Origin of the sequence: Streptomyces sp. NPDC091649 (genome assembly GCF_044756785.1) — a bacterium.
In the GTDB taxonomy this organism is placed as follows: Bacteria; Actinomycetota; Actinomycetes; order Streptomycetales; family Streptomycetaceae; genus Streptomyces.
This window is the reverse complement of record NZ_JBIVTR010000008.1, coordinates 34,262-60,899: the sequence shown is the minus strand read 5'-3', so window position 1 is coordinate 60,899 and position 26,638 is coordinate 34,262. Positions and strand designations below refer to the sequence as shown.

The following is a 26,638-nucleotide window of genomic DNA, read 5'->3' as shown; positions in this document are numbered from 1 at the left end:
CAGGTCAGAGCGCCTCCCTCATAAAATGGTGGAACGACGGAACAGGTAATCACGGGTTGAATCCGACTAATGGGCACATCGGCGCGCTGCATAGATGGCGACATGGCAAGTCCCCCTATCGGGCGAGCCCCGCTCCGCTCCTCAGTGCCAGTTCACGGCCGCCGTTCCATGATGTGTGGATTCCGTGGGGGGGGGCTGTGTCCGGGATACGCCGTCCTTCGTTTCGTCATCCAGCGAGAAGATTGGGCGGACGCGCGCGGGCTGTCGCTCTGCTCCTCGCGGCCCACACGAAGGCGAGTCGGCCGCCCTCGGTCACCGTCACGGCGCCGGTGACCGAGGACGGCGGCAAGCGCGGGCCGTACCCCGGAGCGGCGGCCCGACCGGCGACCGGCTCGCCGTTTCCGTCAGCGGCTTCTCGTAGCCGGCCAGGCGTACGCAGGCCGTGACACCGGCCATGTCCTTCTCGAAGCGGACATGGAGGCGAAGACGGCGCACGTCTCCACGTACCAGGCGCGGTCGAGCGTCCCGCCGCTGTCGGCATCGAGCGCCGCCGGGAAGCGGGCACCGACGTGAAGCGGGCGCCCACCGGGAAGCGGGGCAGCGATCCGTGACGTGCCTGCACACGCCGTCCGGGCCAGGGACATCGCCAACAGGCCGACCTCAAGGGGAACTTGAAGCCGTCCATGCGCGTGGGGCACAAATGCGTGCCACCCATTGCGTGCATCGAGAATTTCGCCGCGAAGATCCTGAAATAGGTGAAACCACAAGAAATCTTAAAGGTGACACTCCGATCACGATGGAATGCGTGATCTTGTTCCGCTCGCTCGGGCCCGGGTAGCTTTCCCCGGACGCAAGCCAAACGATCATGGGTGATCGATACCCACCGGGCTTGCGCCGTCATCACTTTCATTACTCAACGAGGAGCCCCCATGCGTCGAGCAGCAGCAACACTGATAGCTGCAGGTGTAATACTGGGAGGATTGTCTGTCCCCGTACAGGCCGCAGAGCAGCAGGACACCAAGGGCCTTTCCCGGAGCGAGCGCGCCAAGACGGTGGAAGAACGCCTCAGCAAGACTGACAACAAGGTTGTCAGAGCGAGCCTCAAGAAGGAGCGCAAGGAATGGAAAGTGAGCTCCGAGGAGTTCAAGGAGGCTAGATCCAAGGCGAGAAACACTCGTGCCAGAAGCGGCCTGACGGGCAGCAGGCTCAAGCAGGTCCAGGACTTCACTCGCCAGGCTGCCGAGCGAGGGAACACCTATCGCACCGAAGAAGTTGAGGTGATCCCGCTTCTTGACGGGGACGTCGAAGCGGTACTGCCGAAGGGCATGAGCATCGACCATCTCAAGGTGAAGGTTTCCGAAGGGTCGGTCACGCTGGAATCGCAGACCAGTAACCCGGATGCGAGTCTCGCGGAGTACGCCGGGCCGGGAATGGCCGCCGACTGGGTGCCCAGCGGGAGTGGCCAATACATTCTCCGAGTGCCGGGCATGGGTGAAGGTCATTTCACCTGGAAGCGCAACAAGCTTTCAGAGGACGGCAGCGGCACTTACGACTGGTACCAGTACAGCCGGTTCGGGGTGGCGAAGCCGGCGAACCTCAACAACTACCCCGACCCCTACGTCAAGCTGCTCCGTGTCCAGAGCTACCCGTACGACGGGATCGAGTCCAGGTTGGTCACCTGGGAGGACATCGACCCCAAGACCTCCTTCACGGGGGACTGCAACGCCACGAACCTCTCGGTCTCCGTCAACGCGCCGGTGGCGGGGCTCGGCTACAACTTCAACGACTGTGATGAATACGAGGTCTGGTACAACTCCTCTAAGCCGGGAAGCCAGTGGATCCAGATGGATCAGGGACTTGTCCTGTGGAATGGCGGCAAGGACTTCGAGGCTGCGTACACGCATTCCTTCAAGGTGAAGCAGGGCACCGCAGGGTCCATGCACGACTTTCAGCGTGTGACGTTCGAGGACGGGCTCACCGATGGCCAGGGCAGCTGTGACTCGTACGACGTAAGCGAAACATGCTAGGGATACGCCATCTCGGCTACGCCAAAGTCGCTCGCTGGTTCGCCGGCGTGGCGGCTTTGGCCGCCGTCATCACCACAGGCATCTTCCTGTACCAGCCTGACGGGCGTCAGACCGAAGCCGAGCAGTCGACCACGCTGAAACAGTCGACGCCTCGGGCATGCGCCGGCAAGACTGTTCGTTGCCACCTGCTCTCCACAGGGATATGGGCGGTCGTCTACGCACCGCTTCAGAGCGAGAAGGAATCGCACTCCTCGGCCGGTCCGATGGTCGAAGAACGAGACGGACTGGTCTTCTGGGATCCTGGAGGTCCCGGACTGACGCCTCTTGACCTAGGACTCACGAGGTCACTGCTCCCCTCGTGGCTGAAGAACACGACCGTTGCGATGTTCGTCGAACCCTGGGCCGTGCACGAGGTCAGCCCGGATTGTCTCCGGAGCTTGGCGAGCGTATCCGCGGGAGGCGAGCTTTCCGACCAGCAGGTCATGGAATGGCCTGATCAGTTCAAGGACTCCTGCGATCTCGATCTGTACCGCCTCGACGGCGTGGAGTACGAGAAGTCCTTCAAGGAACTGAGCAGGAGAGAGGGAAAGATCTCGGGCGTCTACGCACAGTCGTTCGGCGCCGTCCGGGCGAGTGCTGTGATGCCGGAGCTGAAGCGGACCGGCGGCTGGGCGATCATGGATGCGCCCGCTCCACCGCCGGGCACCCGCGCAACCACGCTGATGGTCGAGCGAAGCCTCGCACTGGAAGAAGGCTTGCAAGACGTCATGGGGTGCACGAGCAGCGATGCGCCCGCCGATTGCCGGCAAGAGCTTCACCGGACGCTACGGGAGATGGGTAGCGACACGACGACTCCGACCGGTCTCGCCGGCGGTGTCGAAGAGTACGAGCGGATGACCGCCCTCTTCTCGCTTTCCAACAACATGGAGAGCAACAAGAAGCCCCTTCGGGAGATCTTGACCAACTGGCCGAAGCTCAGCGCAACCGACCGAGAAGTCATAAAGTCGGGAAGTTACGCGTTCACTCGACGTCACGGCGACAGTCAGGTTCTGCCGGATTTCGTCGGGTACCTTGCCAATCTCTGCCCGGCGTATAAGGGATGGGGGGCAGGGGCGGGTTCGCGAGAGAGGAACCCTCTCGGGGCGGCACTGTCCCGTATGCATTACGCGTGCTCGGTGATGCCGGGCGATGAAGACTCTGCGTGGAAGCTGCCGGAACCGAAGGAGGCGCCGAGCCTGCTTCTGCTGGAAAACTCCCATGACCCGGTCACTCCGCCGGGCGCGGTAAGGGTCTGGAGAAAGCACTATCCTGGCGCTGATCATCTGGCGTACGAGTACTTGGGGCATACAAAAGCACCCGAGAAGCTCAGCGAAGAGATTTCCGCTTGGGTTGCGGGAGTAGGCAGCTGAGGCCAGTCCCGTCATTCCTGGTGGATCAGCGCGCGACGTCGGATGCGGTGCATCGCACGGCGGAGGGCAGGGCTGATGCGTTCTCAGGCTGCGAGACGAAGCGGGTCGAGTGCGTGCTCGGGCCGTGACCGATAGTGGTCGGTGCCGAGCGGTGAGGTTCGCCCATCCGCGTGGCGAACCCGCCCAGCCGCCGGTCAGGGGAACGCGGTGGTAGTACGGCTACCTGTGACGCGAAGAAGGTCCAGTTTCCCCGCCTCGCTGCTTCCGGTCGCTGCCGTGTAGGTGACCATGCGTAGGTCTGCGCCGGGGACGATGAGGACGTCGCAGTCGAGCAGGATGTCGCCGATCTCCGGATGCCGGATCGTCTTGCGGTCCGTCGTGTGCTGGGCGGCGGCCGTCTGTGTGGCCCAGCGATGGGCGAAAGCATCGGATACTTCTCGCAGTTCCCGCACGAGACGATCGAGCTGGACGTCCCTGGGATAGCGGGACACGGCGTCCTTGAGGTCGGCGACGATCGACTCCGCGAAGGCGGCCTGTCCGCGCTCGGACTGTATGGGATACAGCGTGGAACGAGCGGCGCCGTTGCCGAAAAGGGCGCGCGCGAGGTTGCGCTCGGCGGTCGGGAGGACGGCGGGGTCGCCGTGCAAGGCGCTCCACGTGGTGTTCCACCACACCAGGGTCCAGTCCGCGGTGAACACCCCGATCGGTACGTCGCCCAGGCGCGCGGCGAGCCGTTGGATGCCCGGGGGCACATGGGTGCTGACCGTCCCGTCCTGGGGCGGAAGAAGCCCGGCGCTTCGGTATAGCTGGTCGCGCTCGGCGCGGGAGAGCTGAAGGGCCCGGGCGAGGGCGCCGACGACCTGGGCAGAGGGGTTCTTCGCGCGTCCCTGTTCGAGGCGCAGGACGTAGTCGACGGAGAGTCCGGCCAGCTGTGCGAGCTCCTCGCGGCGCAGTCCCGGGGCACGACGGCCGTCCGTCATCGTGAAGCCGGCGTCGGCCGGGGACAGTCGGTCGCGCCAGGCGCGCAGGAGTGCGAAGAAATCGGAGCGGGAGGAAGCCATGGGTTCATTCTCCCTGCGCGGTGCCGCATCAGCCTGGGTACTGCCAGTCCTAGTGACGGGGACGGCACTGGTTGGCGGTGGCGCCACCGGCGAACGTGGAGATGCGCCTGAGCCGGGCGCCATCGGTTGACCAATTGAGGAGCCTTCCATGAAGCACACCATCGTGATGACGGGCGCGAGCCGCGGGATCGGCCGCGTCGCCGCGGAGCACATCCTGCGCCGGTCACCGGACGCGCACCTCTTGGTCGTGGCCCGTGGCTCCTCCGGCGCGCAGCTCACTGCGGAGCTCGGCGCGGGCGGGCACAGGGTCTCGCACGTCTCGGCGGACCTCGGCTCACTGGCCAGCGTCCGCTCGGCCGCCGACAAGATCCGCGACCGGCTCGACCGCGGTGACCTGCCGCCGCTGCGCGGCTTCGTGGGCAACGCCGGCATGCAGTACACGAACGCGCTGACTGAGGGACCCGACGGGTTCGAGGCCACCTTCGCCGTCAACGTCCTCGCCAACCACCTGTTCGTCCGACTGTTCCAGGACCACTTCACCGCTCCCGCCCGGATCGTGATCACCGCCAGTGACACCCACTTCGGCGACTTCAAGCACAACATGGGCATGGTGCCCGGCCCGGCCTGGAAATCCCCAGGCGTCCTGGCCCGCACGGGCGCCTTCACCAAGCCGGACACCGCGGCCGGCGGGCGTACCGCGTACTCGACGAGCAAGCTGGCCGCGATCTACCTGGTTCACGAGTACGCGCGCCGACTGCCGACCGGGATCGACGCCGTCGCCTACAACCCGGGGTTCGTCCCCAACACCGGCCTCGCCCGCAACGCAGGACCCGTCTCCCGGTTCGCGATGCGCCGCATCATGCCGGTGATGACCCTCACCCCGTTCGCCACCAGTCGCAGTGCCGCGGGCCGCTACCTCGCCGACGTCGTCCTCGGCACGACCCAGGCGCCGACCGGCTCCTACGTCGACCGCAGCCGTGCGGACCGCTCATCGAAGGAGTCCTACGACCCGCAACGCGAAGGGGAGCTCTGGGAAGCCGTCGAGCGGTTCACTGCGGGGCACGCAGCCAGGGCGGACACGTTCTCAGGCGACGTGACGAGCGGTTCACCCCGATAGATCGAGCAGCGACCGGATGGCCCCGTGGAGGCAGTGAAACGCGACCCCTGAGGATCAAGGCTGTCGAAGCCATAGATCACGAACAGGGGTCGCGTTCGCGTGTCATCCTCCCTAATCGACGCCCTCTCATGCCACCGCGAAGATGTCGACTCCCCATGCCCTCCAGCCGACCTGCGCACGCTGGCCCAGATACTGGACGAGGTACCCGATCCACGTCGTGTCCAAGGCCGTCGATACCGAATCGGCTCCTTGCTCGCGCTGTGCCTGGTCGCCGTTCTCGGCGGCGCAAAATCGGTGACCGCCATCGCCAGATTCGGCACCGGCAGCAGCCCTGAACTGCGCGAATGTCTTGGGTTCACCTCAACCACGCCGAACACCACCACCCTGGGGCGCCTGTTGGGCCGCCTTAACGGCGACGCCCTGGACGACGCCATCGGCGCCTGGCTCGGCCGCTACGCCACCGACCCCGTCGAGGAGCCCGGCGAGACCCTGCGCGGACTCGCGGTCGATGGCAAAGCTGTGCGCGGCTCACGCACCGGCGCCGGCAGGGCCGTCTACCTGCTCGCTGCCACCCTGCACGCCTCTCAGACCGTGATCTCCCAGCGCCAGATTCAGGCGAAGAGCAACGAGATCCCCGCCTTCGCCCCGCTGCTGGACCGGATCGACCTGCGCGGCATGGTCGTCACCGCCGATGCCCTGCACACCCAGCGCGCCCACGCCCAGCACGTCATCGCCGCTGGCGGCCACTACCTCTTGGCCGTCAAGGGCAACCAGAAGAAACTCCGCAAGCAGCTCAAGAAGCTTCCCTGGCGCGAGACCCCGCTGCAATTTCGCACCACAGCCACCGGCCACGGCCGCCGCGAGGTCCATCGCCTGAAGGTCTGCACCGTCCAACCCGGCTTGTTCTTCCCCCACGCCGTCCAGGCCATCGAGATCAAGCGCCGCCGCACCAATCGCAGGACCGGCGCTGTCCAGACGACGGCCGTCTACGCCGTCACCAGCCTGGCCCCGGACCAAGCGGGCCCTTCTCAACTCTCGGAACTGATCCAGAACCACTGGTCGGTCGAGGCACTGCACCACGTCAGGGACGTGACCTACGGCGAGGACGCCTCACGGGTGCGAACCGGCACCGCACCGCGCGCCATGGCCACCATGCGCAACCTGGCCATCGGCCTGATGCGGCAAACCGGCTGGACCAACATCGCCGCCGCAGCTGATCACTACAGGTCACGCTCCGAGCACGCCACCGCCATGCTCAATCTCGCCATATGAGAACGCATCAGCCCTGCGGCGGAGGGACGTCCGCGTACGGGATGTATTCGGGGCGTTCCGACGACGCGGAGAGGTGCCGTAGCTGTCGTCGCGCCCGCCGGGAATCGTGGGACAGCCCTTTGGGGGCAGCCCTTGGAGCCGAGCGACCGGGGCGCTCTCGGCCATCCGGCCGCGAGCGTCCCTCGTCGGATGTCCCGGGCAGCCGCTCCCGCGCGTCGGGCCCGGGCAGCCCGCGTAGCCGCCGGCCGGGCCGCGCCGACTCACCGCGCGAGGTGCCGAGTTGGCCCATAAATTCGGTTGCCCGGGGTCGGGCCGTGACATAGCTTCCCGCTGGACCCCAGGTGGTCTGGACCAAGTCTCGCGGCGTCGAGCTCGCCGTTGGGGCGGCGGTGCGGTGCCCGCCCCGCGGTCCCACGACGACCTCGCCGAACCGACGCAACGGGAACCGATGACCGCGGAACACGCCCTCCGTCCACCGCCGAGCGACGCACCGAGCGACACCCTGCCGGGCCTCTTCTCCCGGCAGTACGCCCCGGCCACGCTGACCTTCGCCACGGTGATGTTCCTGACCGGCTTCGCCGCGTTGGCCGTGGTGCCCACGCTGCCGACCGCTGCCGAGGATCTGGACGGGGTGTCCCTGTTCCCCATGGTGGCGGGCAGCTTCGTGGCCGCGAGTCTGCTCGGCGGCGTGCTGGGCGGGCACTGGGCGGACCACTCCGGCGCTCGGCGTCCGCTGGCCCTGGGCATGGTCCTCTCCGTGGTGACGCTGCTGGTGTCGGCGTCGAGCGTCTCGATCTGGCAGTTGGTGATCGGCCGTTTCGTCGACGGCCTGGCGGCCGGGATGGTGGCCGTGTCGGTGACGACCGCCATCGGCCAGTCGTATCCGGAGTACCTGCGGCCCCGGATGCTCGCGATGATGAGCGCGAGCTGGATCATCCCGTCCCTGGTCGGGCCGCCGGTCGCCGGTGTGGTGGCCGAGGCGTGGTCCTGGCGGACGGTCTTCTTCGGTCTGGCCGTGCTGACCGCGCTGCCCGCGATCGCCCTGGTGGTGGTACTCCGCCGGGCCCCCGCGAACGACCGGGACGCGGGCGGGGGCGGCGACCGGGCCGACGCCCTGCCCGACGGCCTCCCGCCCGCCGAGGCACGCGCCTCCCGGCCACCGCTGGTGATCGCGGCGATGCTCAGTCTGGGCGCGGCGCTCGGTCAGTACGGCGTCTCGGGGTGGGATGCGCGCCACCTGCTGTTCGTCGTCGCCGGCGTCGCGCTTCTGGTGGTCTTCGCGCCCCGCCTGCTGCCGAAGGGCACCTGGCGCAGTGCCCGAGGTCTGCCCACCGCGGTGCTGTTGCGCGGGCTGACCTCCGGCACGTACTTCACCGTCGAGGCGCTGGTGCCGTTGATGCTGATCACCGAGCGGCGGGTGGCGGCGGTGACGGTCGGCGTGGCCTTCACCGCCTCCGCCGTGCTCTGGGCGGTCGCGTCGTGGGTGCAGGGGAAGCTCCTCCAGGACGTCGCCCGGCATCGGCTCGTCACGGCGGGCGCCCTGATCATGGCTGCTTCCGTCGCCTTCGCCGTCGCGGGCAGCTTCTCAGGGGCGTCCCCCCTGCTCGCCATGGCGGCCATGCCGCTGGCGGCGATCGGGATGGGGATGCTCGACCCCTGTGTCACGGTGCTCTCCCTCTCGCACAGCGCACCGGACCGGCTGGGCCACACCACCAGCGCCATGCAGACCAACATGAACCTCGGGCAGGTCGTCGTCCTGGCGTTCGCCACCGCCGCTCTCAACGCGGGGCCGGCCGCCGGAACCAGCCGGCTGGGCGGCTACGCGATGACCTTCTCGCTCCTGCTCGTGCCGCCGCTGCTGGTCGCCGTCCTGGCCGTCCGCGCACGGAAGGACTGAACCGGACGGGCTGAATCGGACGGACTGGCCGAGTGCACGCGCTGCTAGATTCGTGCGCCATGCGATCACGCGAGTACGACATCGAATTCAGGGAGCGGTCCACCCGCATACGCGACTGCGGGACCGGCCTGTTGCTCCTGGCGGCCTTCCTGTGGGGCTGGTGCGCCATTCTGCTGCTGACGAGCTACTCGGTCGAAACCCGCGGCGGCCACACCGACGAGTGCGCGTCGCGGTTGTTCACCGAGGGCGGCACGGCCAACGAGGGCCGGTGGAGCGGCGATTACTGCGCGGACGAACGCGACTGGCCCGAGGCCCTGGCCATTTTGGGGCTCTCCCTTCCCGTGTCCCTCGTGGGGACCGCGCTGTTCACGACCGGCCATGTGAGCCGGCGGATGAGTGGGCACACCCAGGCGATGCGCGAGCTGGACCGCATCGCGGACGAACACGAGAATCGCCCCGGGGCCTGACGGCACACCTGGCCGCGCATCCGGCCGGCCCACCTCGCCGACCGGCCGCCTCCGCCCGGGAATTCGGTCGCCCCCCGTGCGGCGAGACGTTAACTTCCCTCCGTGCGCCGTGGATCGCGGGGCGCGACGGAGAGGGAGCCGCCCATGAACAGCCAGCATCCGCGCACCGACCGGCTGAGCGTCCTGATCGAGCAGTTCGACCAGGCGCGGGAGATGGCCCAGGTCCGGCTGAAGGGGCTCGGGGACGAGGAGTACCTGTGGGAGCCGGCGCCCGGCAGCTGGTCGATCCGGCGCCGGGAGGAGGCGGTGACGCCCCGGGCGTACGGGCCGGGCGCGTGGGTGCTCGACAAGGGGGCGCCGGAGATCCCGGCGAGCGAGTACGCGGAGGTCGCGCGGCAGGCGGCGGACGGCATGTCCGTCGCGAAGATAGCCGAGGACTGGAGCGTGAGCGTCGAGCGGGTCGAGGAGGTCCTGGCGTTCGACGGTGAGCCGGAGCCCGACGTCGTACCGATCACCACCATCGCGTGGCGGCTGGGGCATCTGCACTCCGACTTCGCGGGCCGCTGGGAGTGGACCTTCGGCGAGCGGCGGCGCGATCCGCATCTGCTGGTCGACTTCACGCCGTCCGCCTCGCTCGCGCTCGACCGGTTCCGGGAGACGCTCGACCGCCACCGCGCGGGCCTGGACACACTCACCGAGGAACAGCTCGACACGGTCGGCCTCTCGCGGTATCCGTACGGCTCCGACCCCGACGACGCGTACATCAGCGTCCTGGCCAACGCCAATCTGGAGCTCATCCACCACATGGCCGAGATCGCGCTGCTCCGCGACCTGTGGCGGGCCCGGCTGTCCGGATAGCGCTCAGGCCGGGGCTCAGCCCGCCAGCTCCCACACCAGCAGCTCGGCCGGCCCCGTCGTCGCGACCGCCTCCAGGCCCTCGGCGCCGGTGATCCGGGCCGCGTCACCCGGGCCCAGCTCCTCGCCGCCGAAAGCCGCCCTCCCCCGCACGACGTGGATGTAGAGGCGCGCCGCGTCCGGGAGCGCCGTGCGTTCGTTCCCGGCCAGCCGGCGGGCATGGAGCATCGCGCCCGCGCCCGGCAGGGCGTACGGGGTGGTGTCGGCGATGCCGGGGACGACCGTGTACGAGGGTTCGCCGCCCGGCTCCAGGGGGGCCAGCCATATCTGGAGGAAGGCCAGCGGTCCCGTGCCGTCGTTGCGTTCGACATGGCGGACGCCGGAGGCGGCGCTCAGATGGGCCAGGTCCCCGGCGTGGACGACGGTGGAGTGGCCGGCCGAGTCGCGGTGGGTCAGCTCGCCCTCGACGACCCAGGTGACGATCTCCGTATGGCTGTGCGGGTGCTCCTCGAAACCGGCGCCCGGGGCGAGGTGTTCCTCGTTGCAGGCCAGGACCGGGCCGAAGCGGAGGTTGTCCGGGTCGTAGAAGGGGCCGAAGGAGAGGGCGTGCCGGGTGACGATCCCGGCGGCCTCGTCCCCGCCCCGATAGCGGTCCTCGGACCGGTGCACGGATATCACCCGGCCACGGTAGCCCGCGGGGTACGCGTATGGAGGCGCCGTCCGGCAGATGTTCGCCTACCCACCGGTACGGGGCACCGTCGCCCCGGCCCACCGGAGCACCGGCCCGATAAGGCAGTCTTGTCCTCGTGCCCCGACCCGATCCTGAGCAGCCCCCCGCCCACGACGCCCACCTGCATGCCGCGACCCTGAAACGGCTGGAGCAGTCCTCCGGCCGGCTGGCCGCGAACGCGATTGCCCGCATGGACGAATCGCTGCCGTGGTACCGGGCGATGCCGCCGGAGAACCGGTCCTGGATCGGTCTGGTCGCCCAGGCCGGCATCGCCGCGTTCACCGAGTGGTTCCGGCATCCCGAGACCCCACAGGCGATCTCGACCGACGTGTTCGGCACCGCGCCGCGCGAACTGACCCGGGCGATCACTCTGCGGCAGACCGTGGAGATGGTGCGCACCACGATCGAGGTCATGGAGTCCGCGATCGAGGAGGTGGCCGCCCCGGGCGACGAGTCGCTGCTGCGGGAGGCGCTGCTCGTCTACGCGCGCGAGATCGCCTTCGCCACCGCCCAGGTCTACGCCCAGGCCGCCGAGGCCCGGGGCGCCTGGGACGCCCGGCTGGAATCCCTCGTGGTGAACGCGGTGCTCTCCGGCGAGGCCGACGAGGGTGCCGTGTCCCGGGCCGCCGCACTCGGCTGGAACTCGCCCGAGCACGTGTGCGTCATCCTCGGCACCGCGCCCGACGGGGACAGCGAGCTCACCGTGGAGGCGATCCGGCGTGCCGCCCGGCACGCCAAGCTCCAGGTCCTCACCGGTGTTCTGGGCAACCGCCTCGTCGTCATCGCGGGCGGCAGCGACAACCCGCTCCAGGTCGCGAAGGGCCTGATCGGGCCGTACGCGGCCGGGCCGGTCGTCGCGGGGCCCGTGGTGCCGGACCTGCTGGCCGCCACCCGGTCCGCGCAGGCGGCGGCGGCCGGGCTGAAGGCGTGCCTGGCATGGCAGGACGCACCGCGCCCGGTCCTGGCGGACGATCTCCTCCCGGAGCGCGCGATGGCCGGAGACCCGGCCGCGCGGGACCAGTTGGTGGAGGAGATCTACAGACCGCTGGAAGAGGCCGGCTCGGCTCTGCTGGAAACGCTGAGTGTCTATCTGGAGCAGGCGAGCAGTCTCGAAGGCGCCGCCCGGATGCTTTTCGTGCACCCCAACACCGTGCGCTACCGGCTGCGACGTGTGACGGACGTCACCGGCTGGTCACCCTCCGATGTGCGCTCCGCGTTCACACTGCGGATCGCCCTGATCCTGGGGCGCTTGGCCGCGGCGGATCCTCAGTCCTAGACTTTTGTCGGACTTCAACAATTCCCCCGACGGTTCTTCGTCCCTGTCCCCACGGGCGTACGGAGCCGTCCGCAAGAGAGAGTGTGAGGGTGCTCGTACTCGTCGCTCCCGGCCAAGGCGCTCAGACGCCCGGCTTCCTGACTCCCTGGCTCGACCTCCCCGGTGCCGCCGACCTCATCGCGGCCTGGTCCGACGCCATCGGGCTCGACCTTGCCCACTACGGCACGCGCGCCGACGCGGACGAGATCCGCGACACCGCCGTGGCACAGCCGCTCCTGGTGGCCGCCGGACTGCTCTCGGCGACCGCCCTGGACGCCGCCTCGCCCGACGTCGTCGCGGGCCACAGCGTCGGTGAGATCACCGCCGCCGCGCTCGCCGGTGTCATCGAGGACGAGGCCGCGCTGCGCTTCGTCCGCACCCGGGGGCTCGGCATGGCCGAGGCCGCCGCGGCCACCGAGACCGGGATGGCGGCCCTGCTCGGCGGCGACCCCGAGGTGACGGTCCCGCACCTGGAGAGGCTCGGGCTGACCCCGGCCAACGTCAACGGCGGCGGTCAGATCGTCGCCGCGGGCACCGCCGCCCAGATCGCGGCCCTGGAGGCCGACAAGCCCGAGGGCGTGCGCCGGGTCGTCGCCCTCAAGGTGGCCGGCGCCTTCCACACGCACCACATGGCTCCGGCCGTGGAGAAGCTGCGCGCGGCGGTCGGCGACCTCACGGTCTCCGACCCGGTCGTGCGTTACGTTTCGAACGCCGACGGCCACACCGTGGCCACCGGCACCGAGGTCATCGCCCGGCTGGTCGGACAGGTCGCCAACCCGGTCCGCTGGGACCTGTGCATGGAGACCTTCCAGTCGCTGGGCGTCACCGCGCTCGTCGAGCTCAGCCCCGGCGGCACGCTGACCGGGCTCGCCAAGCGCGCGCTGCCCGGCGTGAAGACGCTGGCGCTCAAGACCCCCGACGACCTCGACGCGGCCCGCGCGCTCATTTCCGAGCACGCGGGCGCCTAAGGAGCGAGCATGTCGAAGATCAGGCCCAGCAAGGGCGCCCCGTACGCACGGATCCTCGGGGTCGGCGGCTACCGCCCGACCCGGGTCGTGCCGAACGAGGTGATCCTCGAAACGATCGACTCGTCCGACGAGTGGATCCGCTCCCGCTCCGGCATCGTCACCCGCCACTGGGCCTCCGACCAGGAGACCGTGGCCGCGATGTCGATCGAGGCGTCCGGCAAGGCCATCGCCGACGCGGGCATCGATCCGGAGCAGATCGGCGCGGTCGTCGTCTCGACCGTCTCGCACTTCAAGCAGACCCCGGCCGTCGCCACCGAGATCGCCCACAGGATCGGCGCGGGCAAGCCCGCCGCCTTCGACATCTCGGCCGGCTGCGCGGGCTTCGGTTACGGCCTCACCCTCGCCAAGGGCATGATCGTCGAGGGCTCGGCGGAGTACGTCCTCGTGATCGGCGTGGAGCGGCTCAGCGACCTGACCGACCTGGAGGACCGCGCGACGGCCTTCCTGTTCGGTGACGGCGCGGGCGCGGTCGTCGTCGGCCCCTCCCAGGAACCGGCCATCGGGCCGACGGTGTGGGGCTCCGAGGGCGACAAGTCCGAGACCATCAAGCAGACGGTGTCCTGGAACGACCTGCACATCGGCGACGTCTCCCGGCTGCCGCTCGACTCCAAGGGCGAGATCAAGTTCCCGGCCATCACGCAGGAGGGCCAGGCGGTCTTCCGCTGGGCCGTCTACGAGATGGCCAAGGTCGCCCAGCAGGCGCTGGACGCGGCCGGGATCGCCCCGGAAGACCTGGACGTCTTCATCCCGCACCAGGCCAACATGCGGATCATCGACTCGATGGTGAAGACCCTGAAGCTGCCGGAGCACGTCACGGTCGCCCGTGACATCGAGTCCACCGGCAACACGTCCGCCGCCTCGATTCCGCTCGCCATGGAGCGGCTCCTGGCGACCGGTCAGGCGAAGAGCGGCGACACCGCGCTCGTCATCGGCTTCGGGGCGGGTCTCGTCTACGCCGCGACGGTCGTTACCCTCCCCTAGGCACACCGGACCTTTTGGTCCGTAGCTACGAACCCTGAAGAAACCCACCGAAGGAGCGCCAAGATGGCCGCCACGCAGGAAGAGATCGTCACCGGTCTCGCCGAGATCGTCAACGAGATCGCCGGTATCCCGGTCGAGGACGTCCAGCTGGACAAGTCCTTCACCGACGACCTGGACGTCGACTCGCTGTCCATGGTCGAGGTCGTCGTCGCCGCCGAGGAGCGCTTCGACGTCAAGATCCCCGACGAGGACGTCAAGAACCTCAAGACGGTCGGCGACGCCGCCGAGTACATCCTGAAGCACCAGGGCTGATCCCAGCCCGGCTGTGTCGCCACCCGGCGGTGGCGCCGCTGATTCACGACCCTCTACACGTGGAGAAGATTTTCCAGTGAACTCGACCAATCGCACCGTGGTCGTCACCGGTATCGGCGCAACCACTCCGCTGGGTGGCGACTCCGCATCGACCTGGGAAGGTCTGATGGCCGGCCGGTCCGGCGTCAAGCCTCTCGAAGGCGAGCGCTTCGCCGAACTGCCCGTCCGGATCGCCGCGCTCGCGGCGGTCGACCCGGGCGACGTCCTGCCCCGCCCGCTGGCCCGCAAGCTGGACCGCTCGGCGCAGTTCGCGCTGATCGCGGCCCGTGAGGCGTGGGCGGACGCGGGCTTCACCGCCAAGGCCGGCGAGGACGAGACCGTCGCCCCCGAGCGCCTGGGCTCGGTCATCGCCTCCGGCATCGGCGGCGTGACCACCCTGCTCGACCAGTACGACGTGCTGAAGGAGAAGGGCGTACGCCGCGTCTCCCCGCACACCGTTCCCATGCTCATGCCCAACGGCCCGGCGGCCAACGTCGGCCTGGAGGTCAACGCCCAGGCCGGTGTCCACACGCCCGTCTCCGCCTGCGCCTCGGGCGCGGAGGCGATCGGGTACGCCGTGGAGATGATCCGTACCGGCCGTGCCGACGTGGTCGTCGCCGGTGGCACGGAGGCGGCGATCCACCCGCTGCCGATCGCCGCGTTCGCCAACATGATGGCGATGTCCAAGAACAACGACGAGCCCGAGAAAGCCTCGCGGCCGTACGACACCGGCCGGGACGGCTTCGTCCTCGGCGAGGGTGCGGGCGTCGTCGTCCTGGAGTCCGCCGAGCACGCCGCCAAGCGGGGCGCGCGGGTCTACTGCGAGGTGCTGGGCCAGGGCCTGTCGGCCGACGCCCATCACATCGCGCAGCCCGAGCCCACCGGGCGGGGCATCGCCGCCGCGATGCGGAACCTGCTGGACTCCAGCGACCTCAAGCCGTCCGAGGTGGTCCACCTCAACGCGCACGCCACGTCGACTCCGCAGGGCGACCTCGCCGAGATCAAGGCGCTGCGCCTGGTGCTGGGCGACGACCTCGACCATGTCGCGATCTCGGCGACGAAGTCGATGACGGGTCACCTGCTGGGTGGCGCGGGCGGCATCGAGACCGTGGCGACGGTTCTGGCGCTGCACCACCGCATCGCTCCGCCGACCATCAACATCGGCGAGCTCGACGAGGCGATCGACGCGGACGTCGTGCGGGATGAGCCGCGGGTGCTGCCCGAGGGTCCGATCGCGGCGATCAACAACTCGTTCGGGTTCGGCGGCCACAACGTGGTGCTGGCGTTCCGGTCCGTGTGACGGGGCGGGCGCCCGCCTGACGCCGGATGTGAGAAGCCCGCCTCCCGGGTCCCGGGAGGCGGGCTTCGTCGTGACCCGCGAGCTCTGCTCGATCCGGGCGAAGAGGTCCTGGTCCCGAGGGCTGTCCCGTAATCCCTGGCGGGACAGCGTCGCGGACCCGGTCGAGATTTGCCGGACACGCCCTAGACGACCTGGTGGAGCCAGCGGACCGGGGCGCCCTCGCCCGCGTGGCGGAAGGACTCCAGCTCGTCGTCCCAGGGCTTGCCCAGGAGCGAGGCGATCTCCGTCTCCAGGTCGCTCTCGCCGCGCACCGAGCGGGCCAGTGCGGCCCGCAGCCGGTCCTCGGGGACCAGGATGTCGCCGTGCATGCCGGTGACGGCGTGGAAGATGCCGAGGCCGGGGGTGGAGCTGTAGCGCTCGCCCTCGGCGGTGGGGCACGGCTCGGCGGTCACCTCGAAGCGCAGGAGGTCCCAGCCGCGCAGCGCGGAGGCGAGCTGCGAGGCGGTGCCGGCGCGGCCCTTCCAGGAGAATTCGGACCGCCAGGTGCCGGGCGCGGCCGGCTGTCTGATCCAGTCCAGCTGGACCCGCACACCGAGGACGCCCGCCACCGCCCACTCGACGTGTGGGCACAGCGCGCGCGGTGCGGAGTGAACGTACAGGACTCCACGTGTGGTCACCGGAACCTCCCGTGTGGGACGAGGTGCGCCTTCCCCAGCGGCCTCGCGCCCGTACCGCCTCTTTCCGGCCGGCTCCCGAGGTTGTCATCAGTAAACAGCATCGGGAGTTAATCTCCTGAAAAGGGACAGTATGTGACGTGACGTAATGTACCGGAGCCGCCCCGGGGTACGCGGGCGGGCGGGACACCACTGGTTCGACGGGGAAAAGCTACCGTGCGCCGGGGCCGTCCGTGTGACGTACCGTCGGTCTCGGGCCCCTGATTCGCCGGCTTTCACCCGGCAGGGCGCGCAGAGCTCCGACCTGGGGATCGTGTGCTTGCCGGGGGCATGTCCAGCGGCATAGGACCCGCCCCCCTCATCGTCGGGGAGGGGCTGAGCCAGAGGTTGACCGGAGGGGATCCGACTGATGCCGGAGCGTGCGAAACGCCCACGAACGCGTAGCTCTGCCGCCGTGCTGACGGCGCTCTCCTGCGTCGGCGTCGCCGCGCTGGCCGGTTGCGGCGGCGGCGCGGAGGGTGGCGTGTCGCGGAACGCGCCCGCCGCCACGCGGAGCGCCTCGCCGTCCCCCTCCCCCGCCCCGGGCTGGAATCCCCGGCCCCGGTCGGTCGCGGCCGTCGGGGACTCCATCACCCGGGGCTTCGACGCGTGCTCGGTGCTGGCCGACTGCCCCGAGGTGTCCTGGGCGACCGGTACGGACGACGCGGTGCGCAGTCTCGCGGTCCGGCTGCTGGGCCCGGGGAAGGCGGCGGACCGCAGCTGGAACCACGCGGTCTCGGGGTCGCGGATGGTGCAGTTGCCCGAGCAGATGGCGCTGGCGGCGAAGGAGCGGCCGGAGTTGGTGACGGTGATGACGGGTGCGAACGACGCGTGCCGGGACTCCGTGCGGCTGATGACGCCGGTGGCGGACTTCCGGGCGTCGTTCGAGGCGTCGATGCGTCAGCTGCGGTCCGGGGCGCCGAAGGCGCAGGTGTACGTCTCCAGCGTGCCGGACCTGAAGCGGCTCTGGTCGACGGGGCGGGTGAACGAACTGGGCAAGAAGATCTGGCAGCTCGGCATCTGCCGGTCGATGCTGGCCGACGCGGACGACATGGGCCCGGCGGCCGTGGCCCGGCGGGACGCGGTGCGCGAGCGGGTGGTGGCGTACAACGGGGTGCTGCGGGACGTGTGCGCGCAGGACCGGCTCTGCCGTTACGACGGCGGGGCGGTGTTCGACTTCCGCTTCACCGGGACCCAGCTCAGCCCGTGGGACTGGTTCCACCCGAGCCGCGACGGCCAGGCCCGGCTGGCGGAGATCGCCTACCGCAACGTCACGGCGGCAGAGCCTCCCGCCTGAGGGCCGTCGCTCCCTCTCTTCAGGCCCGGCGTCACGGCCGGCGCGGGCCGGGAGGGCGCGCGCACTCCGCTGTGGGCCGGCGGGAGGCGGCCGCCGGCGGTCCGGTCACGCGGACCAGGCCCGCGGGGCCGGTGTGCCGCCGCTGTCGGAGGCCCCGGGCCCGGGGTCCGGGTCCGCCGCCGGGTCCGGGTCCACCAGGTCGCGGGCGAGGAGGGTGGCTCCGGCGACGGCTCCGGGCATCAGGAACACCGCGACGAACGGGACGAGGAAGGCCAGGGTCAGCGGGACCCCGAAGCCGAGCACCAGCGTCCGGCGGCCGCGCAGCAGGACGAGGCGGTCCCCCAGGACCATGCCCCGGCGCTGGAGCGCGACGGCGGTCAGCTCCTCGGCCAGGAAGTAGCCGGAGACGCAGAAGCCGATCGCGGGGACCACGGTCTGCCCGACCACGGGGATGAAGCCGCAGGCGAAGAGGACGATCCCGTACAGGGCGACGCGCAGCAGGATGCGCACGGAGTCGCGGGCGGAGATCCACAGGTCCTGCCAGAGCGGCAGTCCGGACTCGGGGACCTCGCCGCCCTCGCTGCGGTCGACCTCCTCGGAGAGCGATTCGTAGAACGGCTGGCCGACCAGGAGCGTGACGGCGGTGAAGGTGATGACCGCGAGGAACAGGCCGAGGACGAAGACGAGCGCGGTCAGCCCGGTGCGCAGAAGGCCCTGCCAGGGTGAGGACCAGTCATCGGCGAACGGGGTGGCCCAGCCGACGAGGTCGTCGGCTCCGTAACCGAGTCCGATCAGGGCTCCGGCGTACAGGACGAGGGTGACGAGTCCGGGCAGCAGCCCGAATCCGAACCATCGCCCGTGGTGGGCAACCCAGCGCTGCCCCTTCATCAAGTAGCCGAAACCCGCCCCGAGATCACTCATGGGCGTCAGCGTACTGGCGTGCGGAAGGCGACGAGGACCGCACCCGGGGGTGCGGTCCTCGTCGTGCCGCCGTCGACGGCGGCGGCGCTTCGGTCAGGCGGCCGACAGCTCGACCTTGATGTTGCCGCGGGTGGCGTTCGAGTACGGGCAGACCTGGTGGGCCTTCTCGATGAGCGCCTGCGCGGTGGCGGCGTCGACGTTCGGGATGGAGGCGCTGATCGCGACCTCCAGGCCGAAGCCGCCGGCCTCGGTCTTGCCGATGGACACCGAGGCGGTCACCGTCGAGCCGGAGACGTCGGCCTTCTCCTGGCGGGCGACGACGCCCAGCGCGCCCTGGAAGCAGGCGCTGTAGCCGGCCGCGAAGAGCTGCTCGGGGTTGGTGCCCGCGCCGCTGCCGCCCAGGGCCTTCGGCGGGTTGACGACGACGTCGAGCTGACCGTCGTCGGAGGAGACCCGGCCGTCGCGGCCGTTCTCGGCGGTGGCGACGGCGGTGTAGGCGACGTCTATCTGCTGAATGGTCATGGTGTGAGGATTCCTCCTGTTGGTGCGCCGCGACTCGCGCCCACGATCGCGACGGCCTGGGGATGAGCCTAACGGGTGACCGGGAGCGGCGGGGGGCGGGTCGGCCCCGGGCCGGGGCCGGGTCAGACCAGGGAAACGATCATCTTCCCGGTGTTCTCACCGCGCAGCAGACCGATGAACGCGTCGTACCCCTTCTCGATGCCCTCGACCGTCGTCTCCTGGTACTTCAGCTCGCCCGAGGCCAGCCAGCCGGCGACCTCCCGGACGAACTGCGGCTGGAGGTCGGCGTGGTCGCCGACGAGCATGCCCGTCAGGCGCAGCCGCTTGCCGATGATCAGCGCCATGTTGCTCGGGCCGGGGGTCGGCTCGGTCGCGTTGTACTGCGCGATCATGCCGCAGATGGTGGCGCGGCCGTGCACGTTGAACGAGGAGATCGCGGCTTCGAGGTGCTCGCCGCCGACGTTGTCGAAGTAGACGTCGATGCCGTCGGGGGCGGCTTCCTTGAGCTGGTCGCGGACGGGCCCGTTCTTGTAGTTGAACGCGGCGTCGAAACCGTACTCCTCGGTGAGGAGCTTGACCTTCTCGTCGGAGCCGGCGGAGCCGATGACCCGCGAGGCGCCCTTGAGCTTCGCCATCTGGCCGACCTGGCTGCCGACGGCGCCGGCCGCGCCGGAGACGAAGACCGCGTCGCCCTCCTTGAAGGAGGCCACCTCGAACAGGCCCGCGTAGGCGGTGAGTCCGGTCATGCCGAGCACGCCGAGGTAGGCGGAGAGCGGGGCGAGGTCCGGGTCGACCTTGACTGCGCGCTTGGCGGGCACGTCGGCGATCTCGCGCCAGCCCAGACCGTGCAGGACGTGGTCGCCGACGGCGAACCCTTCGGCGTTCGACGCGATGACCTCGCCGACCGCGCCGCCCTCCATGGGGTGGTCGAGCTGGAAGGGCGGGGTGTAGGACTTCACGTCGTTCATCCGGCCGCGCATGTACGGGTCGACGGAGAAGTACTTGTTGCGGACGAGGACGCGGCCTTCGGCCGGAGCTGCGACCGCGGCCTCACGCAGCGCGACGTCCTCGGCCTTGGGCCAGCCGTGCGGGCGGGCGACGAGGTGCCATTCACGGCTTGACGTGGGAAGTGTTGCAGACATGGGCTCGGGTTCTCCTCGATGTCCTACGGGGGCGGGCTTCCGCGCCCGGTGGCGCGAAAAGCTTCATGATGTGAAACAACCATGCGCCTGAATATTTCATGATGTCAAGCAAATCGGTACCCTGTCACTCATGGCCACTCGCACAGACCCCCTGACCTTCGAGGTCGTCGAGCTCATCGGCACCGTCGTGGCGCGCTACCACGAGGAGTACGACCGGGCTGCCGCCGAGCACTCCCTCACCGGGGCGCAGGCGCGGGTGCTCGGGCTGCTCTCGCTCGCCCCCCTGCCGATGCGGAAGATCGCCCTCAGCCTGAAGTGCGAGCCGTCGAACGTCACCGGGATCATCGACCGGCTGGAGGTCCGGGAGCTGGTCGAGCGCAGGCCCGATCCGGCGGACCGGCGGGTGAAGCTGGCCGCCGCCACGGAGCGGGGCAGGCGCACGGCCCGTGAGCTGCGGGATGCGCTGGACTTCGCCCGGGAGCCGCTGGCCGGGCTCTCCGAGGCCGAGCGCACGGTCCTGCGGGACCTGCTGCGCCGGATGCTGGGCTAGGGGCTGTCCCGCGGGGGCTTCCGGCGGATCACTCCCGGCCTGCGGACGGGGTGCGGGGCCGAGCGCTATGTGCACCACCACAGGAACCGGGTGCAGGTCGGGGACGGTGCCGGGGTGGGCGTGGGGGCGGGCGTCGGCTCCGTCGGCGGCGTAGTGGCCCAGCGCCTCGGCGGGCGTTCCGCACCCGGCGCAGGCCAGGGCTCCGTTGAGATGCCGTCGGCACGGGTGGCAGTAATCCATGGCGCCCGCAGAGTAGGCGTGCACCGAACAACCGGGGAAGCCGCACAGGTGAGGATCTTGTGACGAAGCCCGGATGCGGCGGACGGCCGGTCCGATACGCCTGACACGCGGGAGGATGGGCGGCATGACCGCCCCCGCCCCCTTCGGCCCTCTTCAGTTCCAGCTCGTCCTGCTGCGCCGGATGGCCGATCACCAGCCCGGCCTGGCCGAGGAGGCCCGGCACGAACTGAGCGCCTCCCTCGCCGACCAGCGGGAGGCCAACCGCCGCTGGCAGGCCATGGTGCGCGCGCCCCGGGGGCGGGGAGAGCTGCGGCGCTACCGCTCGGTGCTCGGCGAACCGGAAATGACCCTGCCCCGCCGGGTCGGAGACCTGGAGTGCGAGGCGCTGCTGTGGCCGGTGCCACTCTGGCCGGACCTGCGCTTCGAGGTGACGGCCGGACCCGGCGGGGCCGTGTGGAACGCCTGGCTGGTGCGGGCCCCGGGCGTCGCCGGGCCCGAGCTGACCACGCCGGACGCGCTGCTCCCGTGGTCGTGCACCGTCGACGAGGCCGCCCGCGCCTTCCCTCCGGCCCGGCCGATGGAGGGCAGCGCCCCGACCCGCTGGGCACTGGCCGTCACCGACCCGGCGACCGGCCGGGAATGCGTCGCCGAGTTCACCTGGGGCCTGTTCCAGCGGCTGCTTCCGGCCCGGTGAACTGAGGAGCCGTCAGCTCCGGCCCCTCTTACGGCGCAGCTCAGCGCGCGCGACGGGCGGGAGAGCGCGAGCATGCAAGGAGAGACCGGCTGCCGCCGGTGCCCTCCATCCGCGCTCTCGGGAGAACTCGCCGTGACCGTCAGCCTTGAGCAGTTGCAGCGTTGCCATGTCGCCGTCGACCTCGGGGCCGCGAGGACCCGGGTGTACGTCAAGGGACTCGGGCTCGTCGTCGACGAACCGAGCGTCGCCGCCGTCAACACCCGTACCGGCTCCCTCATCGCCGTCGGCGCGCTCGCCGAGCAGATGACCGGCCGCACCCCCGACTACATCCGGGTGGCCCGCCCGGTCTCCGGCGGCACCGTCGTCGACATCGAGATGGCCCAGCGGATGCTGCGCCACCTGCTGGGCGACAAGCTCCGCCGCCAGTTGCGCCGCAAGCCCCGGCTGCGCGCCGCCGCCTGCACCCCGCACGAGGCCGATCCGCTGGCCCAGCGCGCGACGGTGGAGACCCTGGTCGGGCTCGGCGCCCGCCGGGTCGAGCTGGTGGACACCCTGATCGCGGCGGCCGTGGGCTGCGGGCTGCCGGTCGAGCAGCCGACCGCCACCATGATCATGGTGTGCGGGGCCGCCACCACTCAGATCGCGGTGCTCTCGCTCGGCTCGATCGTGACCGCCGTACGCATCCCGGTGGGCGGCAACGCGATCGACGAGGCGATCATCCAGCATCTGCGCCAGCGCCACGAGCTGCTGCTCCCGAGCCAGTCCGTGCGCCCGCTCCAACTGGCGCTGCACGGCAACGGCCTCCAGCTCACCGGCCCCGCCCTCACCGAGATCCACGGCCGCGACGTGGCGACCGGCCTGGCCCGCTCGGTGCAGGTCGACACCGCCGCCGTGCGGCAGGCCATCCACACCCCGCTCACCGCGGTGCTCGACGGGGTCGGCAAGGTGCTCCGCGAGTGCCCGCCGGACCTGGTGGCCGACCTCGCGGACCGCGGGATCATGATGGTGGGCGGCAGCGCGCTGCTCCCGGGGCTCGACCAGATGCTGCGCGACGCGACGGGGATGCCGGTGCACATCGCGGAGCGCCCCGACGTCTGCTCGGTGCTGGGCCTGGGCGCGATGCTGGACGGCAAGATCCAGCCGATGGTCCTCAACCCGCTGGCAGGGTGAGGACCTCGTCGACACGGACCGGGTGGCGGGACGAACCGCGCGGACGGAGCGGACGGAACGGATGACGGGGCCCGTGGAGCCCGGCCCGGCCGCCGCCGGGCGGCTGCCGCTGCTTCTGGAGGCGATCCTCGACGTCGGCAGCGACCTGGAGCTGGGCTCCACCCTCCAGCGGATCGTGGACACCGCCATCGCGCTCACCGGGGCCCGCCACGGTGCGCTCGGGGTGCTGGACCCGGACCGGGACCGGATCGGTGAGCTGTACACGGCCGGGATGACGGAGGCGGAGCGGCAGCACCTGGACCTCCTCCCGGACGGCCTCTCCGGGGAGCCGGACGCCGTGGCCGGGAACTCGCGCCCGCCGCACCCCGACGACCCGGGCGCCGGCCCGCGTAGCGGCGCCGCCGCGCCGGACCGTCCGCCGGTGCGGAGCCTCCTCCGGGCCCCGATCCGGGTCCACTCCGAGGTGTTCGGGCATCTCTGCCTCGCCGGGAAGCCGTCGGGGCCGTTCACCGACACCGACCGGGGCCTGCTGCGGGCGCTCGCCGCCCAGGCGGGCGTCGCGATCGGCAACGCCCGCCTGTACGGGACGGCCCGGCAGCGCGAGCGCTGGATCGCGGGGGCGGCGGCCGTCACCACGGCCCTGCTGACCCGTACCGACGCGGCCGACGCCCTGATGACGGTGGCCGAACAGGCCAGGGTGCTGGCGGGCGCTTCGGCCGGGGTGATCCTCCAGCCGACGGAGGAGGGCGGGATGGAGATCGTCACCGCCTCCACCCTGGACGATCCGGCGGGCATCGTCGGCACGGTGATCGAGCCCGGCTCCCCGGTGCTGGCCCAACTGCTCGGCGGCGAACCGGTCTTCGTCGACGACTCGGCCACCGACCCCCGGATGACCACCGGGGTGCGTTCCCGGTTCGGGCCGAGCATGATGCTGCCGTTGCAGAGCGGCGGGCGGCTCATCGGCACCCTGGCCCTGCCCCGGCGGCGCGGCGAGCGGCCCTACACGGACCTGGACCGGCTGCTGGCGACCCAGTTCGCCTCGCAGGCGGCGCTGGCCCTGGTGCTGGCGGACGCGCAGGCCGACCGGGAACAGCTCGCGGTGTACGAGGACCGCGACCGGATCGCCCGGGACCTGCACGATCTGGTGGTCCAGCGGCTCTTCGCCACCGAGATGATGCTGGAGTCGACCCGCCGCAGGGCCGGGCCGCAGGAGGCCGGCGGCGGCCAGGAGGCCGGGGCCGGTGAACTGCTGGGCCGGGCGGTGGACGAGCTGGACTCCACCATCCAGGAGGTCCGCACCGCGATCTTCGCCCTCCAGCAGCCGCCCGCCGCCGCCCCGAGCACCTTCCGGGGCCGGGTACTGCGGGAGACCCGGGGCGCGGCGGCCCTGTTGGGGTTCCCGCCGTCGGTGCGGTTCACGGGAGCGGTGGACACACTGGTGGGCGAGGAGACGGGCCGGGAGCTGCTGGCCGCCCTGCGCGGGGCGCTGGCCGCCGCGCACCGCAGGCCCGGGGTCAGTGCCATCGAGGTGGAGGTGGACGCCACGGTCCGGCTGCCGGACGGGCGCGGCGGCGTGCGGCTGGTGGTCGCGGACGACGGGCGCGGCGAGGACGGCGGCCGGCCGACGACCGTGACGTGGCAGGCCCCGGCCTGACGTCGTGCGCCGCGCGGTCCGTGCCGGCCGGCAGACCCCGGCCAGGTGCGGGTCACCGCGGCGCGGTCAGTGCTTCGGCGCCGCCCGCAGAGCGATCCGGGTGTTGGAGTGGGCGATGCCCGCCTCCCGTTTCAGCCGGCGCAGCAGGGTGTCCAGGGCGCCCGGGTCGGCGGCGGTGGCCCGGACGAGGTAGTCGTGGCCGCCCGTCACGTGCACCACCTCCGTGATCCCGGGCAGCATGAGCACCGAGCGTTCGAACTCCTCGTTCGTCGTGTCGAGGCGCAGCGTCACATCGATGAAGACGACCAGGCCCGAACGGGTGTCGGCGGCCGGGTCGACGATGACGGTGAAGCCGCGGATGACCCCGTCCCGGCGCATCCGGCGGACCCGGTCGCCCGCCGCGTTGGCGCTGAGCCCCACACGTACGCCCAGGTCCCGGTACGAGATCCGGGCGTCCTCCTGGAGAATGCCGAGGATTTCCCTGTCCAGCCGATCCATACCGCGATTGTCCCAGCTTGCGGCGATATCGGCTGGGGGAGCCCGTGCGCGCCCGTTGTCCCCCGGCCGGCGCAGTCCGACGGGCCGCCCGGTGCCCCACGCCCTTGACTTGGCTGCGTGGACACCTCCGCGAAGCAGTCCCCCGAGCCGCCCTCACCGGCGGCTGCCGCGCCGTCCCCGGCCGCGTACCGCAACCTCGTCATGGCGACGGTCGGCTTCGCGCTGACCTTCTGGGCCTGGAACCTGATCGCGCCGATGTCCGGGGAGTACAAGGACCGGCTCGGTCTCAGCTCGTTCCAGCAGTCGTTCCTGGTGGCCGTGCCGGTGCTCGTCGGGTCGATCGGCCGGATCCCGGTGGGGGCGCTGACCGACAAGTACGGCGCGAAGGTGATGTTCCCGCTGGTCTCGGCGCTGACCGTCGTGCCGGTGCTGTTGCTCATCCCGGCCAAGAACTCCTACGGGGCGATGATCGCGGTCGGGTTCCTGCTCGGTCTCGGCGGCACGACGTTCGCGATCGGCGTTCCGCTGGTCAACTCCTGGTTCCCGCCCGCCAGGCGGGGTTTCGCGCTGGGTGTGTTCGGGATGGGCATGGGCGGGGTGGCGCTGTCGGGCTACTTCACGCCGCGCATCGCGAAGCACGGCGACAACCTGCCCTTCCTCGTGGTCGCGGGCGCGCTGGTGCTGTACGCGCTGCTGGCGGCCGTGCTGGTCAGCGACCACCCCGGCCGGAAGGTCCCCACGGACACGCTGACGCGGCGTCTCGCCGTGGCCGGGAAGCTGCGGGTGACCTGGGAGCTGTCGGCGCTGTACGCGATCGGCTTCGGCGGCATCGTGGCCTTCGGGGTCTATCTGCCGACGTACCTGAAGACCTGGTACGAGATGTCACCGACCGAGGCGGGCACCAAGGCCGCCGGGTTCGCCCTGGTCACGGTCGTCTTCCGGCCGGTCGGCGGCTGGCTCTCGGACCGCGCCCACCCGGCGCTGGTGACCTCGGTGGCCCTGCTGCTGGCCGCGCTGATGGCGGTCGTGCAGGCATTCGAGCCGCCGTTGGACCCAGTCGGGACGATCGCGCTGCTCGCCATGGCGGCCGGGCTCGGCACCGCGAGCGGCAGCGTGTTCGCCCTGGTCTCGCAGGTGACGCCGCAGCCGCAGGTGGGCAGTGTGACGGGCATCGTCGGCGCGATGGGCGGGCTCGGCGGCTTCGTGCCGCCGATGGTGATGGGCGCGATCTACAGCGCCAAGGACTCGTACGCGATCGGCTTCATGCTGCTGTCGGACCTGGCGCTGGCGGGATGCGTGTACGCGTACGGGCGGATGCGGACCGCCCGGCGCGACGGGTGACCACCGCGGGGCGTGCGGACGGCCGCGCTCCGGCCGGAAGGCGGCCCGTCCGCGTGCGGCCCCCGGCCGGCCGAAGGTGACGCTGC

25 protein-coding genes are annotated in these 26,638 nt (G+C 70.8%); 18 read left to right on the top strand and 7 right to left on the bottom strand.

Annotated elements, in window-relative coordinates:
• The first annotated feature begins 929 nt into the window (after window positions 1-929).
• Together ACIQMU_RS16150 and ACIQMU_RS16145 are read left to right on the top strand one after the other, a co-directional pair.
• Window positions 930-2,027 (top strand): hypothetical protein, encoded by a 1,098-nt coding sequence (locus ACIQMU_RS16150; protein ID WP_352243201.1) that lies wholly within the window; start codon window positions 930-932, stop codon window positions 2,025-2,027.
• Window positions 2,021-3,436, top strand: coding sequence for an alpha/beta hydrolase (locus tag ACIQMU_RS16145; RefSeq protein ID WP_352243202.1), 1,416 nt, complete (start codon window positions 2,021-2,023; stop codon window positions 3,434-3,436). The genes ACIQMU_RS16150 and ACIQMU_RS16145 overlap by 7 nt, the downstream gene beginning before the upstream one ends.
• Window positions 3,437-3,630: 194 nt before the next feature.
• Here the strand turns inward: ACIQMU_RS16145 and ACIQMU_RS16140 are convergent, their stop codons facing one another.
• Window positions 3,631-4,497: a helix-turn-helix transcriptional regulator gene (locus ACIQMU_RS16140; protein WP_352243204.1), complete on the bottom strand. Its 867-nt coding sequence runs from the start codon at window positions 4,495-4,497 to the stop codon at window positions 3,631-3,633.
• 148 nt (window positions 4,498-4,645) lie between these two features.
• On the opposite strand from ACIQMU_RS16140, the gene ACIQMU_RS16135 reads away from it, so the two are divergent.
• The 5 genes from ACIQMU_RS16135 (at window position 4,646) to ACIQMU_RS16115 (ending at window position 10,108) form a co-directional block, all read left to right on the top strand.
• Window positions 4,646-5,614 (top strand): SDR family NAD(P)-dependent oxidoreductase, encoded by a 969-nt coding sequence (locus ACIQMU_RS16135; RefSeq protein WP_352243205.1) that lies wholly within the window; start codon window positions 4,646-4,648, stop codon window positions 5,612-5,614.
• Between the two features lie 99 nt (window positions 5,615-5,713).
• On the top strand, window positions 5,714-6,886 hold the full coding sequence (locus ACIQMU_RS16130) for an ISAs1 family transposase (protein ID WP_402689043.1): 1,173 nt from the start codon (window positions 5,714-5,716) through the stop codon (window positions 6,884-6,886).
• A 448-nt stretch (window positions 6,887-7,334) separates the two neighbouring features.
• Complete coding sequence (locus ACIQMU_RS16125) at window positions 7,335-8,783, top strand: MFS transporter (RefSeq protein WP_402689042.1); 1,449 nt, start codon at window positions 7,335-7,337, stop codon at window positions 8,781-8,783.
• A 59-nt stretch (window positions 8,784-8,842) separates the two neighbouring features.
• Window positions 8,843-9,250, top strand: a complete 408-nt coding sequence (locus ACIQMU_RS16120; RefSeq protein ID WP_402689041.1) for a hypothetical protein — start codon at window positions 8,843-8,845, stop codon at window positions 9,248-9,250.
• A gap of 144 nt (window positions 9,251-9,394) precedes the next feature.
• Window positions 9,395-10,108, top strand: coding sequence for a DinB family protein (locus ACIQMU_RS16115; RefSeq protein WP_352243209.1), 714 nt, complete (start codon window positions 9,395-9,397; stop codon window positions 10,106-10,108).
• A gap of 15 nt (window positions 10,109-10,123) precedes the next feature.
• On the opposite strand, the gene ACIQMU_RS16110 is transcribed toward ACIQMU_RS16115, so the two are convergent.
• Window positions 10,124-10,783 carry a pirin family protein gene (locus tag ACIQMU_RS16110; protein ID WP_402689040.1) on the bottom strand — a complete coding sequence of 220 codons (660 nt, stop codon included), beginning with the start codon at window positions 10,781-10,783 and terminating at the stop codon, window positions 10,124-10,126.
• Window positions 10,784-10,911: 128 nt separating this feature from the next.
• Here ACIQMU_RS16110 and ACIQMU_RS16105 point away from each other — a divergent pair, with 128 nt between their 5' ends.
• The 5 genes from ACIQMU_RS16105 to fabF all read left to right on the top strand — a co-directional run bounded on the left by ACIQMU_RS16105 (window position 10,912) and on the right by fabF (window position 15,810).
• Window positions 10,912-12,111: a helix-turn-helix domain-containing protein gene (locus ACIQMU_RS16105; protein ID WP_352243211.1), complete on the top strand. Its 1,200-nt coding sequence runs from the start codon at window positions 10,912-10,914 to the stop codon at window positions 12,109-12,111.
• A gap of 89 nt (window positions 12,112-12,200) precedes the next feature.
• A complete protein-coding gene (locus ACIQMU_RS16100; protein WP_402689039.1) occupies window positions 12,201-13,118 on the top strand; it encodes an ACP S-malonyltransferase in 918 nt (305 codons plus the stop codon).
• 9 nt (window positions 13,119-13,127) lie between these two features.
• Window positions 13,128-14,159 carry a ketoacyl-ACP synthase III gene (locus tag ACIQMU_RS16095; RefSeq protein ID WP_402689038.1) on the top strand — a complete coding sequence of 344 codons (1,032 nt, stop codon included), beginning with the start codon at window positions 13,128-13,130 and terminating at the stop codon, window positions 14,157-14,159.
• Between the two features lie 63 nt (window positions 14,160-14,222).
• Window positions 14,223-14,471 carry an acyl carrier protein gene (locus ACIQMU_RS16090; RefSeq protein WP_028439857.1) on the top strand — a complete coding sequence of 83 codons (249 nt, stop codon included), beginning with the start codon at window positions 14,223-14,225 and terminating at the stop codon, window positions 14,469-14,471.
• A 76-nt stretch (window positions 14,472-14,547) separates the two neighbouring features.
• Complete coding sequence (fabF, locus tag ACIQMU_RS16085) at window positions 14,548-15,810, top strand: beta-ketoacyl-ACP synthase II (RefSeq protein WP_352243214.1); 1,263 nt, start codon at window positions 14,548-14,550, stop codon at window positions 15,808-15,810.
• A gap of 182 nt (window positions 15,811-15,992) precedes the next feature.
• Here fabF and ACIQMU_RS16080 read toward each other — a convergent pair whose 3' ends face one another.
• The gene (locus ACIQMU_RS16080; protein ID WP_073741735.1) at window positions 15,993-16,487 is read right to left on the bottom strand and encodes a DUF3145 domain-containing protein; all 495 of its coding nucleotides are present in this window, start codon (window positions 16,485-16,487) and stop codon (window positions 15,993-15,995) included.
• A gap of 406 nt (window positions 16,488-16,893) precedes the next feature.
• Between ACIQMU_RS16080 and ACIQMU_RS16075 the strand changes: the two genes are divergently transcribed.
• Window positions 16,894-17,820, top strand: a complete 927-nt coding sequence (locus ACIQMU_RS16075; protein WP_352243215.1) for an SGNH/GDSL hydrolase family protein — start codon at window positions 16,894-16,896, stop codon at window positions 17,818-17,820.
• Between the two features lie 105 nt (window positions 17,821-17,925).
• Here ACIQMU_RS16075 and ACIQMU_RS16070 read toward each other — a convergent pair whose 3' ends face one another.
• From ACIQMU_RS16070 to ACIQMU_RS16060, 3 genes are all read right to left on the bottom strand, one after another.
• Complete coding sequence (locus ACIQMU_RS16070; protein WP_352243217.1) at window positions 17,926-18,741, bottom strand: EI24 domain-containing protein; 816 nt, start codon at window positions 18,739-18,741, stop codon at window positions 17,926-17,928.
• A 93-nt stretch (window positions 18,742-18,834) separates the two neighbouring features.
• Window positions 18,835-19,263, bottom strand: coding sequence for an organic hydroperoxide resistance protein (locus ACIQMU_RS16065; protein WP_352243218.1), 429 nt, complete (start codon window positions 19,261-19,263; stop codon window positions 18,835-18,837).
• A 122-nt stretch (window positions 19,264-19,385) separates the two neighbouring features.
• Window positions 19,386-20,405, bottom strand: coding sequence for an NADP-dependent oxidoreductase (locus ACIQMU_RS16060; RefSeq protein ID WP_352243220.1), 1,020 nt, complete (start codon window positions 20,403-20,405; stop codon window positions 19,386-19,388).
• 130 nt (window positions 20,406-20,535) lie between these two features.
• Here ACIQMU_RS16060 and ACIQMU_RS16055 point away from each other — a divergent pair, with 130 nt between their 5' ends.
• From ACIQMU_RS16055 to ACIQMU_RS16040, 4 genes are all read left to right on the top strand, one after another.
• Complete coding sequence (locus ACIQMU_RS16055; protein WP_352243221.1) at window positions 20,536-20,955, top strand: MarR family transcriptional regulator; 420 nt, start codon at window positions 20,536-20,538, stop codon at window positions 20,953-20,955.
• Window positions 20,956-21,319: 364 nt separating this feature from the next.
• Window positions 21,320-21,889, top strand: coding sequence for a hypothetical protein (locus ACIQMU_RS16050; RefSeq protein WP_352243223.1), 570 nt, complete (start codon window positions 21,320-21,322; stop codon window positions 21,887-21,889).
• Window positions 21,890-22,021: 132 nt separating this feature from the next.
• Window positions 22,022-23,059, top strand: a complete 1,038-nt coding sequence (locus ACIQMU_RS16045; protein WP_352243224.1) for a rod shape-determining protein — start codon at window positions 22,022-22,024, stop codon at window positions 23,057-23,059.
• Window positions 23,060-23,120: 61 nt separating this feature from the next.
• On the top strand, window positions 23,121-24,713 hold the full coding sequence (locus ACIQMU_RS16040) for a GAF domain-containing protein (protein WP_352243225.1): 1,593 nt from the start codon (window positions 23,121-23,123) through the stop codon (window positions 24,711-24,713).
• A gap of 66 nt (window positions 24,714-24,779) precedes the next feature.
• On the opposite strand, the gene ACIQMU_RS16035 is transcribed toward ACIQMU_RS16040, so the two are convergent.
• Window positions 24,780-25,211 carry an Lrp/AsnC family transcriptional regulator gene (locus ACIQMU_RS16035; protein ID WP_030078115.1) on the bottom strand — a complete coding sequence of 144 codons (432 nt, stop codon included), beginning with the start codon at window positions 25,209-25,211 and terminating at the stop codon, window positions 24,780-24,782.
• Window positions 25,212-25,328: 117 nt separating this feature from the next.
• Here ACIQMU_RS16035 and ACIQMU_RS16030 point away from each other — a divergent pair, with 117 nt between their 5' ends.
• Window positions 25,329-26,552, top strand: coding sequence for an MFS transporter (locus ACIQMU_RS16030; protein WP_352243226.1), 1,224 nt, complete (start codon window positions 25,329-25,331; stop codon window positions 26,550-26,552).
• Window positions 26,553-26,638 lie beyond the last annotated feature (86 nt).